Here is an 11,526-nt window from a genome sequence, read left to right as displayed (position 1 = left end):
CATGAACATCTTCTTCCAGGACCCCTGGTGGCTGATCCTGATCAAGGTGGTGGCGGTCTTCGTCATCCTCCTGGTCTGGACCATCTTCAACGTCTGGTACGAGCGCCGCCTCGTCGGCAAGATGCAGCACCGCCTGGGCCCCATCATGAACGGCCCGTTCGGCCTGGGCCAGGCCTTGGCGGACGGCGCGAAACTCCTCGTCAAGGAGGACTTCCGCCCCAAGAACGCGGACAAGGTGGTGTTCAACCTCGCCCCCATCCTCACGGCCGTGGCGGCCTTCACCATCTGGACCGTGATCCCCTTCGGCGGGGAGGTGGAGATGTTCGGCGTCACCACCCGCCTCCAGGTGACCGACCTGCCGGTGTCCGCGCTGTTCATCCTCGCGATAGCCTCGATCGGCATCTACGGCATCGTCCTGGCGGGGTGGGCTGGTAACTCCACCTACTCCTTCCTCGGCTCGATCCGCTCCACCGCCCAGATGATCTCCTACGAGATCGCGATGGGGCTGTCCATGGTGGCGGTGTTCCTGCAGGCGGGATCGATGTCGACCTCGCAGATCGTCGAGGCGCAGCGGGAGACCATCCTGTTCCGCGTCCCGCTCACGGACATGACCTTCGACCCGGGCATCACCGGCTGGTACGCCATCCTGCTGTTCCCCTCCTTCGTGATCTACGGCATCTCCATGGTGGGCGAGACCAACCGCGCACCCTTCGACCTGCCGGAGTGCGAGTCGGAGCTGGTCTCGGGCTACCTCACCGAATACTCGGGTTTCCGGTACGCCCTGTTCTTCCTCGCCGAGTACATCAACATGGCCACTGTCTCGGCGGTGTGCACGACGCTGTTCCTCGGCGGCTACCTGCCCCCGTGGCCGCTCAACCTCATCCCGTTCCTGAACAACCCATGGCTGGGCCCGATCTTCTTCATGATCAAGGTGCAGCTGCTCATCTCGGTCTTCGTCTGGCTCCGTGGCACGCTGCCCCGCTTCCGGTACGACCAGTTCATGAACCTCGGATGGAAGGGACTCATCCCGATCTCGCTGGTGTGGATCCTGATGATCGCCATCGCCCCCGGATACACCATCGGCCTGGGCCTGGCGCTCGTCGTGGTGGTGTATCTCATCTTCGGCGGCAAGGACCGCGTCTCCGACGAGCCGGAGCCCTTTGTGGCACCCGACGGCGAGATCTTCGACGCGTTCGCCGGTGGCTATCCCACTCCGCCACGTCCAGGCCAGCTGCTTCCCGAATTCGCCGGCGTCGTCTCCGGCCGCGGGGATGACACGACCGAGCCGGCCGAGCCGGCCGCCTCCGAAGGGAAGGAATCCTGATGGGACTACTTGACCCGTGGGCCGGTTTCGGCGTCACGTTCAACACGATGTTCCGCAAGACCTTCACGCAGTCCTATCCGCACAAGAAGGGCGCGGAGAAGGTCACCATGCCGCGTTTCCACGGCCGCCACCAGCTCAACCGCTGGCCGGACGGCCTGGAGAAGTGCGTGGGCTGCGAGCTGTGCGCGTGGGCCTGTCCCGCGGACGCGATCTACGTCGAGGGCGGCGACAACACCGACGACGACCGCTACTCACCCGGAGAGCGCTACGGCAGCGTCTACCAGATCAACTACCTGCGCTGCATCTTCTGCGGCCTGTGCATCGAGGCCTGCCCCACGCGGGCGTTGACGATGACCAACGACTTCAAGCTCTCCGACGATTCGCGCACCAAGCTGATCTACGAGAAGCAGGACCTGTTGGCTCCTCTGCTCAGTGGCATGGAGCAGCCCCCGCACCCCCGCAGGCTCGGGGACGACGAGCAGTCCTACTTCCTCGGCCTGCCGGAGACCGGCAAGCCGGACACGCGCACAGCCACCACCACAGGAGCGGCCCAATGATCCCCCTGATCCCGCTGGTGACCGCCAGCGAAGTGGCCTTCTGGGTGTGCGCCCCCATCGCGGTGGTGTGCGCGCTCGGTCTCCTGCTCGCGCGCAAGCCGGTCCACTCCGCCATCTTCATGGCCGGAGTCATGGTCAGCCTGGCTGTGCTCTACGCCGCCAACGACGCCCCCTTCCTCTTCGTCATCCAGATCATCGTCTACACCGGCGCCATCCTCATGCTGTTCCTCTTCGTGGTGATGCTCGTCGGCGTGGACTCCACCGACTCGGTGGTGGAGACCATCAAGGGTCACCGCGTCTCGGCCGTGCTGGTTGCCCTCGGCCTCGGCGCCCTGCTGGTGATGGGGGTCGGACAGTTCGCTGTCAACGGCGCTCCCGCCGGGCTGACGGAGGCCAACGCGGAGTACGGGGGCAACATCCCCTCGCTCGCCGCGCTGCTGTTCAGCAAGTACGTGTTCATCTTCGAAGCCACCGCCGCGCTGCTCATCACGGCCGCCGTCGGGGCCATGATCCTTGCGCACGGCGAGCAGCTGTCGAAGAAGACTTCGCAGACCGAGTCCCTGCAGGAACGCGTCCGCGCCTACGCCGAGGACGGCGTGCACCCTGGTCCGCTGCCCAGCTCGGGCGTGTTCGCGCGCCACAACGCCATCTCCACCCCGGCGCTGCTCCCCGACGGCTCGGTCGCGGAGAAGTCGGTGTCCAAGACGCTCGCCATGCGTGGGGCGATCGTGGACGTCAACGAGCTGCGCGCGCCCACCACCGCGGCCTACGCCGCCATCGCCGGCAAGACCGACGAGATCGAAGGAGACGACGAATGAACCCCGAGGGCTACCTGGTTCTCTCGGCGATCCTCTTCGCGATCGGCGTCGCGGGCTTCCTGCTGCGCCGCAACGCGATCATCGCCTTCATGAGCATCGAGCTGACGCTCAACGCCACCAACCTCGCCTTCGTCGCCTTCGCCAACTATCACGGAAACCTCGACGGACTCGTCGCGGCCTTCTTCGTGATGGTGGTGGCGGCCGCCGAGGTCGTGGTGGGCCTGGCGATCATCGTCGCCGTGTATCGTGCCCGCCGCTCGGCTTCGGTCGACGACGCCAATCTGATGAAGTTCTAAGGGGTTTAGAAGCGTGCAACTCCTCGAATCCGTTTCCGCCCTGTCCGCATCGGGCGCCATGTCCTGGCTGCTGATCGCGATTCCACTGGCCACCGCGGCGTTCCTGCTGCTGGCCGGCGGGATGAGCGACTCCTGGGGCCACCTGCTGGCCACCCTCGCTCCCATCGTGTCCTTCGCACTGGGCCTCGTGCTGTTCATTCAGCTCCTGACCAGCCCCGCGGACGCGCGGCACCTCGATGTGTCCGTCTACGAGTGGATCGCCACCGGCGCATGGACCATCGAGTTCGGCCTGCTGGTCGATCCGCTGTCCATCCTGTTCGTGCTCCTGATCACCGGCGTCGGGTCCCTGATCCACGTCTACTCGATCGGCTACATGGCCCACGACGACCGTCGCCGTCGGTTCTTCGCCTACCTCAACCTGTTCATCGCGGCCATGCTGACGCTGGTGCTGGCGAACAACTACCTGGTGCTGTTCCTCGGCTGGGAGGGCGTCGGTCTGGCGTCGTTCCTGCTGATCTCCTTCTGGGCGCACAAGCCCTCGGCCGCGGCCGCCGGCAACAAGGCGTTCATCGTCAACCGCGTCGGCGACCTGGGCCTCAGCATGGCGATCTTCACCATGCTGGCCATGTTCGGCAGCGTGAACTTCGCAGACGTCAACGCCGGGGCCGCGTCGCTGGACCCGGTGTGGGCCACGCTCATCGGCCTGTTGCTGCTGCTGGGCGCCGCCGGTAAGTCCGCGCAGGTCCCGTTGCAGTCCTGGCTGCTTGACGCGATGGAGGGCCCCACCCCGGTGTCGGCCCTCATCCACGCCGCCACCATGGTGACCGCGGGCGTCTACCTGGTGGTCCGCTCAAACGCCATCTACGCGCAGACGGAGGTGGCCACCACGGCCGTCGCCATCGTCGGCACCGTCACCCTGCTGGCGGGCGCCTGGATCGGCTCGTCGAAGGACGACATCAAGAAGGTCCTCGCCGGCTCCACCATGTCCCAGATCGGCTACATGATGCTCGCCGCGGGCCTCGGCCCGGCAGGAGCCTCCTTCGCCATCTTCCACCTGCTGACCCACGGCTTCTTCAAGGCCAACATGTTCCTCGGCGCCGGCTCCGTCATGCACGGCATGAACGACGACGTGAACATGCGCCACTACGGTGCCCTGGCCAAGAGCATGCGGGTCACCTTCTACACGTTCGCGATGGGCTACCTGGCCATCATCGGCTTCCCGTTCACGTCCGGCTTCTACTCCAAGGACCACATCATCGAGGCCGCGTTCCACGAGAACACGGTCATCGGGGTCCTGGCGCTGCTCGGCGCCGGGGTGACGGCCTACTACATGACGAGGCTGATGATGATGACGTTCTTCGGCGCCAAGCGCTGGGAGAAGGACGTGCACCCCCACGAGTCGCCACTGGTCATGACCGTGCCCCTGATCGTGCTCGCCGTGCTGTCCATCGTCTCCGGACTGTTCATGAACGGCTGGATCCAGGGGTGGCTCGAGGAGTCCACCGGACAGCATCCCCACGAGACCGGCCTGTTCACCTTCACCCCGGTGGGCCTGCTGACGATGGCCGTGGTGGCCGTCGGTGTCGCCATCGGATGGTTCCTCCACCGCCACGACATCCCCGTCGACGCACCCGCCACCGCCAACCCCCTGGTGCTCGCGGGCCGCAACGACCTGTACGGCGATGCCTTCAACGAGCACGCCATCGTCCGCCCCGCCAAGGGCCTGGCCACCGGCCTCGCATGGTTCGATCGCGGCACCGTCGACGGGGCCGCGATGGGCAGCGCGAGCCTCGCCACCGGCCTGGGTGCCTGGCTGCGTAGGAGCCAGAACGGCTACGTGCGCAGCTACGGCCTCATCCTCGGTGTCGGCGTCCTCGTCCTCGCGGGCGTCGTCATCATCGGGCAGCTGGGCTAAGGAGAATCTGAAGATATGCCATTGCCACTACTGACCATCCTTGCCCTGGTGCCGCTCGTCGGCTCGCTTGTGCTGTTCATCGTGAAGGGCCAGGCCGGCAGGCTGATCGGCTACGGCTTCGCGCTCACCACCGCCATCCTGGGGGTGCTCGCCGTCGTGTTGCAGGCCCGCGGCGTGCCGCTGGCCGAGGAGGTCGCCTGGATCCCGCAGATCGGGGCGCACTACGCCCTGGACCTCGACGGCATGGGCGCCATCCTCGTCCTGATGACCGTCATCCTGGTGCCGGTGGTGCTGCTCGCCGAGTGGCGCGTCGGCGAGGCACCCGAGGCCCGCTGGGGCGCCGAGACCTTCTTCGCCCTGGCGTTGATGCTGCAGTCGTTCGCCCTGTTCGTCTTCATGGCCTCCGACATCCTGGTGTTCTACGTGGCCTTCGAGGCCACCCTCATCCCGACCTACTTCCTCATCGGCGGATTCGGCGGCCCCAAGCGGGCGGCCGCGGCGATGAAGTTCCTGCTCTACTCCCTGGCCGGCGGCCTGGTGATGCTGGTGGCCGTGGCCGGTGTGTACGCCGTGACCGCAGCCGCGGGCAGCCCCAGCTTCCTCATCGGGGATCTGGTCGGCGTCGAGATGAGCACCGACATGGGGCGCTGGCTCTTCCTCGGCTTCTTCTTCGCCTTCGCGGTGAAGGCGCCGCTGGCGGGCCTGCACACCTGGCTGCCGGACGCCGCCGAGCAGTCCACCCCCGGCACCTCCACCCTGCTGGTGGGCGTGCTGGACAAGATCGGCACCTTCGGGATGCTGAAGATCTGCCTCGTGGCGTTCCCCGAGGCCACCCAGTGGGCCACCCCGGTGATCCTCGTCTGGGCGATCGTGTCGGTGCTCTACGGCGCGTTCATGGCCTTCGGGGCCACGGACCTGCTCCGCCTGGTGTCCTACACCTCGATCAGCCACTTCGGGTTCATGGTCTTCGGCATCTTCGCCCTCACCACCCCCTCCATCAGCGGCTCGATCTTCTACATGCTCAACCACGGGCTGTCGACGGCCGCAATGTTCCTCGTCGTCGGATTCATGATCCGGCGCCGCGGCTCGCAGCACATCGACGCCTTCGGCGGCGTGCAGAAGGTGGCCCCGGTCCTGGCCGGCGTCCTCCTGATCTCCGGCCTGTCCGCACTGGCGCTGCCGGGCATGGGCAGTTTCGTCTCCGAGTTCCTGGTCATGGCCGGCGCCTGGCAGGTGTACCCGGTGCACACCGCAGTCATCACGCTGGGCATGGTGATGGCCGCGGTCTACGTGCTGCGCATGTACAAGACCACCATGACCGGACCGGTCACGGACCAGGTCGCCACCCACGTCACACACGACCTCAGCGCTCGCGAAAAGGCCGTCGTGGCTCCGCTCCTCATCCTGCTCATCGTCTTCGGGTTCGTCCCGAAGCCGGTGTTGGCGATGGCTGACGACACGGCCGCCCAGATCATGGCCGTCGTCGGTGTCGAGGATCCCGCCCCGCAGGTCAAGGAAGGCAACCGATGATCAACCTCCTGGAGATCGCCGCTCCCACCCTGGAGTGGATGCTGCTGTCGCCGTTGCTCGTGATCCTGGCCGCCGCCTGTCTCGGCGTGCTCGTGGAGGCCCTTGCACCGCGTGAGCTGCGCTACGTCATCCAATCGGCCCTGGCTGCCCTCGCGGTGCTGGTGGCGCTGGGCCTGACCATCCTCAACTGGATCCAGGCCGCCCCGCAGATCGCGGCCATGGGCGTCCTGGCCATCGACCAGCCGGCCTTCTTCTTCTGGAGCCTCCTCCTGGTCTTCGGGCTCGGGGATTGGCCCTGTTCGCGGAGCGCGGCCTGGGCAACGGCCAGTCGGCCTTCGCCTCGTCGGCCGCCACGGTCCCCGGATCGCCGCTTGAGCGCGAGGCGGACAGGCTCCGCCGCGAACACACCGAGGTCTTCCCTCTTCTGCTGTTCTCGCTGTTCGGCATGATGATCTTCGCCTCCGCCAACGACCTGCTGACGCTCTTCGTGGCCGTGGAGATCTTCTCGCTGCCGCTCTACCTGCTGACCGGCATGGCCCGCAGGCGTCGCCTCCTCAGCCAGGAGGCCGCGCTCAAGTACTTCCTGCTCGGCTCACTGGCCTCCGCCATCATGCTCTACGGCATCGCGATGCTCTACGGCTACGCGGGCGCCTTCCAGCTGGCAGACATCGACGCGGCCATCGCCGCCGGCACCGGCAGTCACGCGCTCCTGCTCACCGGCATGCTGCTGACCGCCGTCGGGCTCCTGTTCAAGATCGGTGCCGTCCCGTTCCATGCCTGGACCCCGGACGTGTACATGGGAGCCCCGTCGCCCGTGACCGCCTTCATGGCGGTGGCCACCAAGACGGCCGCCGTGGCCGGCCTGCTGCGCGTGTTCTACGTGGCGCTCGGCGGCCTGCGCTGGGACTGGCAGCTGCTCTTCGCCGTGGTGGCCATCCTCACCATGCTGCTCGGCGCCACCGTCGCGCTGGCCCAGAACGACGTCAAGCGGCTCCTGGCCTACTCGTCGATCGCGCACGGCGGATTCATCCTCGTGGGCGTCGTGGGTGCGGTGCAGGCGGGCGACGACGTGAGCATCTCCAGCGTCGGTGCCATCGGGTTCTACCTGATGACCTACGGCGTGGCCACGCTCGGCGCTTTCGCCATCGTGACCATGGTGCGGCGCTCCGGCGGCGAGGCCAACAATCTCGACGCGTGGAAGGGCCTCGGCCGCCGGAACCCGGTGATCGCGGCTCTCATGACCCTGTTCCTGCTCAGCTTCGCCGGCATCCCGCTCACCGCGGGCTTCATCGGCAAGCTCGCTGTCTTCGCGGCGGCCTGGGCGGGCGGCTACGGCTGGCTGGTCCTCGTCGCAGTGGTGATGAGCGTCGTCGCGGCGTTCTTCTACCTCAAGGTCGTGGTGGCCATGTGGTTCCAGGATGAGGATGAGGCCACCGTCGGCACCGTGGAGACGCCGTCGCTGTGGACCTGGTCTGTGCTTGTTGTCGCCGGAGTGGTTACCCTTGTGCTCGGCCTCATTCCCGGTGGCGTCCTGACGCTCATCGCGAACGCGGCCCAGTTCATTCGATAACCCTGACTAGGAGACCCCGTGGCGGACGCCCCGCTCGATGAGCACCTGACCGCCCTTCTCGACGAGTTCGAGGAGCGGTTGGTGGACACGGCAGTGGCCAGCTCCCCGTTCGTGACGGAGGCGTCGCGTCACATCATCGCCGCCGGCGGGAAGCGCTTCCGGCCGCTCCTGGTGTTCCTCGCCGCGCAGTTCGGCGGCCCTGTGGACACCGACAACCTGATGCGCGCAGCGATGGTGATGGAGCTCACCCACGTCGCCAGCCTCTACCACGACGACGTCATGGACGTCGCGGACCTGCGCCGCGGCGCACCGTCTGCGAACCGCCTCTGGGGCAACTCGGTGGCCATCCTGGTTGGGGACTTCCTGTTCGCGCGCGCCTCGACGACGGTCGCGGAGCTGGGCGTCGACTACGTCCGCCTGCAGGCCGAGACGTTCTCGCGTCTCGTGCAGGGGCAGATCGCGGAGACCAGGGGCCCAGGCGAGGGGGAGGACCCGCTGGCACACTACGTCCGGGTGATCGCGGACAAGACCGGCTCCCTGATCGCGGCGTCGGCGATCTTCGGCGGCATGGTCGCGGGGGCCAGCCGCGAGGTGATCGACGCGCTGGCGGCCTTCGGTGAGGAGGTGGGCCTGGTCTTCCAGCTCTCCGACGACCTCATCGACATCAGCTCCACCACCACGGGCAAGACCCCGGGCACGGACCTCCGCGAGGGGGTGCCCACCCTGCCGGTGCTCATGCTCCGTGCGTCCAAGGACCCCGCGGACGACGACATCCTGGCGATGGTCGACGGGGATCTCACCAGCGACGCGGTCCTGGCAGACGTGCTGGCACGGCTCCGGGCCCACCCCGTCATGGACCGGGCGAAGGCTGAGGTGGAGCGTCGCGCCGACCGCGCGCGCGCCCACCTGGCCCCCCTCCCCGAGGGCGACGCGAAGGATGCCCTGCTCAGGGTCTGCACCGACCTGGTGGACCGCACCGCTTAGCCAGTCGCGCGTCCACGCCTGGTGGGGCTCCGCGTCTCCTGAGGGGGACCGGCCTCGCCCATGGGCGCCCTCGGCACGCCCAAACGCGGCGTGCCTTTCCCAACGCCCGACCCACCGCGACCGGTCCCCCTCAGGAGCCGCTCTCGCTATCGATGCCTGTCTCTGCCTGGCCGCTTCCCCTCAGCAGATGCTCTCGCCTTCCGAGCGCGGCTCCCCACCCGGCGTGGTGAGAGGGTCATCAGGCGAAGGCTCGCAGGCCACGAGGGTGGGGGTCGGTGGGCGGCACTGCGCAGGGCTGCCCAACCCGAGGATCACCGAACTGGCGTCCCGCCTGCGCGGACCCAACCCAGGGCCGCCGTGCCGAGCATCGCCCGGACCTGCCCACGCCACAGGAGGACGAGGCGTGCGTCAGGAAGCCGATGCCAGGGCGGCCCTCCCCAGCCCGGGCACCGCCGATCAGGTGACAACAACGGAGACCGCCCACAGCGGGCCGCCCTGGCATCGGCTTCCTGACACACGCCCATCAAGCAGACGGGCAAAAGGGCGGCGGGGCGACCGCTCACCAGATCGTGACGCGGTCCTCCTCTGCCAGCCAGAGGTCATCGTCGGGCGTGACGCCGAACGCATCGTAGAACGGGTCCAGATTCCGCACGATCTGGTTGCATCGGAACTCGCTGGGGGAGTGGGGGTCGGTGGCGAGCAGCACCTTCATCGCCTCGGGGCGACGCTTCCCCCTCCACGCCTGCGCCCAGCCGACGAAGAACCGCTGAGCCGGGGTGAGCCCGTCGATCGGTTCGCCGTCGGGATCCCCGCCCGCCAGCAGCCAGGCCTTGTAGGCGATCCCCAGCCCGCCGAGGTCGCCGATGTTCTCGCCCACGGTGAGTTCCCCGTTGACCGAGCCGCTGTCCACGCCGTCCGGCACGAGGCCGTCGTACTGGGCGATGAGCCGCTTGGCCAGCGCCTCGAAAGCCTGCCGGTCCGCCGGCTGCCACCAGTCCCGGAGCCGGCCGTCCCCGTCGCACGTGGACCCCTTGTCATCGAAGCCATGTCCGATCTCGTGCCCGATCACCGCGCCGATGGCGCCGTAGTTGACGGCGTCGTCGGCCCCGGCGTTGAAGAACGGCGGTTGCAGGATGGCGGCCGGGAACACGATCTCGTTGCGCAACGGGTGGTAGTAGGCGTTGACGGTCTGCGGGAACATCTGCCACTCGTCGAGGTCGATCGGTCCGCCGATCCGGCCCAGCGCGTAGTCCAGCTCGAAGGAGTTGGCGGCCATCACCGAGGCAACCAGATCGCCCGGGGTGACGACTAGGCCCGAGTAGTCGCGCCATTTCACCGGGTAGCCCACCTTCGGGGTGAACTGCTCCAGCTTGCGCAGCGCCTCGGTGCGCGTCTCGTCGGTCATCCAGGCCAGGCGCTCGATGGACCCGCGGTAGGCCGCCATCAGATTGCCCACCAGGACGTCCATCGCCTGCTTGGCCTCGGGCCGGAAGTGCCGCTCCACGTAGGCGCGGCCGACGGCCTCCCCGACGACGCCCTCGACGAAGGCGATAGCGCGCTTCCACCTCGGCCGCTGCTCCTCGTTGCCGTTGAGGGTGCGCTCGTAGAATTCGAACCGGGCCTCGACGAAGTCCGACGACAGGTACGGGGAGAGGCCCGAGATCGCCTTCCATCGCGCCCAACTGCGCCAGGCGTCCAGCGGCGTCGAGGACAACAGGGGGGCGACGCCCTCAAGGAACGACGGCTGGGCGAGGATCACCTCGGCAAGCTTCCCGGCGGGGATCCCGGCACCGTCGATGAAGGCCGCCCAGTCGAAGCCGGGGGACGCCGCGACCATGTCGTCGTAGGCGGTGGGGTTGTACATGGCACGGAGGTCGCGGCAGCGCACGCGGTCCCAGTGGTGGGCGGCGATCGCGGTCTCCAGGTCCAGCACCGCCTGTGCCTGGGTGGCGGCGTCGTCGAATCCGGCAAGGGCGAGGACCCGGGTCACATGCGCCAGGTACTGCTCGCGGATCTCGGCGTGCTCGTCCTGGCGGTAGTAGGCCTCGTCCGGCAGCCCGAGGCCGCCCTGGGAGGTGAAGACGGCGTAGCGGGTGGGGTCACCCGGGTCCGACTCCTCGTAGAGGTGGACCAGCGGGCTCAGCCCGTGGCGCAGCGACCATCCGAGGTGCCTGGCCATGGCGGCGGGGGTGTCGATGGCGTCGATGGACGCGAACACGGGGGCAAGCGGGGCGGCCCCCAGCGATTCGACGCGTTCGACGTCCATGAACGCCGCGTAGAGCGCCGCGACCTTCCCCTCGTCCGTGGTGACGTCGCACTGGGGGAGCTCGCTGACGAGCGTCAGCACGTCCTTCTCCGCCTGCTCCACCAGGTCCACGAAACCGCCGGCCGAGGACCGGTCCGGCGCGATCGGTGCGCTGCGCAGCCAGGTGCCGTTGACGTGGCGGAAGAGGTCTGTCTGGGGACGGACGGCGTGGTCGAAGTGCTCGAAGGCGATGGCGGCAGTCATGCCCGCCAGCCTAGCGATGCGGG

General features: G+C 68.0%; 8 protein-coding genes and 1 pseudogene. 8 read left to right on the top strand and 1 reads right to left on the bottom strand.

Going from position 1 to position 11,526, the window contains the following annotated elements; translation table 11 throughout:
• Position 1: 1 nt before the first annotated feature.
• The 8 genes and pseudogenes from nuoH (at position 2) to H5398_RS12120 (ending at position 8,994) form a co-directional block, all read left to right on the top strand.
• Positions 2-1,324, top strand: coding sequence for an NADH-quinone oxidoreductase subunit NuoH (gene nuoH / locus H5398_RS12155; protein WP_182800158.1), 1,323 nt, complete (start codon positions 2-4; stop codon positions 1,322-1,324).
• Positions 1,324-1,881 carry an NADH-quinone oxidoreductase subunit NuoI gene (nuoI, locus tag H5398_RS12150; RefSeq protein WP_182782326.1) on the top strand — a complete coding sequence of 186 codons (558 nt, stop codon included), beginning with the start codon at positions 1,324-1,326 and terminating at the stop codon, positions 1,879-1,881. The genes nuoH and nuoI overlap by 1 nt, the downstream gene beginning before the upstream one ends.
• A complete protein-coding gene (locus tag H5398_RS12145; protein WP_182782327.1) occupies positions 1,878-2,699 on the top strand; it encodes an NADH-quinone oxidoreductase subunit J in 822 nt (273 codons plus the stop codon). Before nuoI ends, H5398_RS12145 begins: the two co-directional genes overlap by 4 nt.
• Positions 2,696-2,995: an NADH-quinone oxidoreductase subunit NuoK gene (nuoK, locus tag H5398_RS12140; RefSeq protein WP_182782328.1), complete on the top strand. Its 300-nt coding sequence runs from the start codon at positions 2,696-2,698 to the stop codon at positions 2,993-2,995. The genes H5398_RS12145 and nuoK overlap by 4 nt, the downstream gene beginning before the upstream one ends.
• Before the next feature lie 58 nt (positions 2,996-3,053).
• Positions 3,054-4,910: an NADH-quinone oxidoreductase subunit L gene (nuoL, locus tag H5398_RS12135; protein WP_182782502.1), complete on the top strand. Its 1,857-nt coding sequence runs from the start codon at positions 3,054-3,056 to the stop codon at positions 4,908-4,910.
• A gap of 15 nt (positions 4,911-4,925) precedes the next feature.
• Positions 4,926-6,440, top strand: coding sequence for an NADH-quinone oxidoreductase subunit M (locus tag H5398_RS12130; RefSeq protein WP_182800157.1), 1,515 nt, complete (start codon positions 4,926-4,928; stop codon positions 6,438-6,440).
• Positions 6,437-8,010 (top strand): annotated as a pseudogene (gene nuoN / locus H5398_RS12125) (NADH-quinone oxidoreductase subunit NuoN). Before H5398_RS12130 ends, nuoN begins: the two are co-directional and overlap by 4 nt.
• Before the next feature lie 18 nt (positions 8,011-8,028).
• On the top strand, positions 8,029-8,994 hold the full coding sequence (locus H5398_RS12120; protein WP_182800156.1) for a polyprenyl synthetase family protein: 966 nt from the start codon (positions 8,029-8,031) through the stop codon (positions 8,992-8,994).
• A 559-nt stretch (positions 8,995-9,553) separates the two neighbouring features.
• Here H5398_RS12120 and H5398_RS12115 read toward each other — a convergent pair.
• A complete protein-coding gene (locus H5398_RS12115) occupies positions 9,554-11,503 on the bottom strand; it encodes a M13 family metallopeptidase (RefSeq protein ID WP_182800155.1) in 1,950 nt (649 codons plus the stop codon).
• Positions 11,504-11,526 lie beyond the last annotated feature (23 nt).

Source organism: Tessaracoccus sp. MC1679, from assembly GCF_014164775.1.
Lineage (GTDB): Bacteria > Actinomycetota > Actinomycetes > Propionibacteriales > Propionibacteriaceae > Arachnia.
Note: the sequence above shows the minus strand (reverse complement) of the source record. Positions and strands in the feature narration are given on the sequence as shown.

What these genes read in the sequence shown, in the direction of transcription:
- nuoL (WP_182782502.1), top strand. Translation starts at nt 3,054, where the DNA reads ATGTCCTGGCTGCTGATCGCGATTCCACTGGCCACCGCGGCGTTCCTG.
- nuoK (WP_182782328.1), top strand. Translation starts at nt 2,696, where the DNA reads ATGAACCCCGAGGGCTACCTGGTTCTCTCGGCGATCCTCTTCGCGATC.
- nuoI (WP_182782326.1), top strand. Translation starts at nt 1,324, where the DNA reads ATGGGACTACTTGACCCGTGGGCCGGTTTCGGCGTCACGTTCAACACG.
- H5398_RS12130 (WP_182800157.1), top strand. Translation starts at nt 4,926, where the DNA reads ATGCCATTGCCACTACTGACCATCCTTGCCCTGGTGCCGCTCGTCGGC.
- H5398_RS12115 (WP_182800155.1), bottom strand. Translation starts at nt 11,503, where the DNA reads ATGACTGCCGCCATCGCCTTCGAGCACTTCGACCACGCCGTCCGTCCC.
- nuoH (WP_182800158.1), top strand. Translation starts at nt 2, where the DNA reads ATGAACATCTTCTTCCAGGACCCCTGGTGGCTGATCCTGATCAAGGTG.
- H5398_RS12145 (WP_182782327.1), top strand. Translation starts at nt 1,878, where the DNA reads ATGATCCCCCTGATCCCGCTGGTGACCGCCAGCGAAGTGGCCTTCTGG.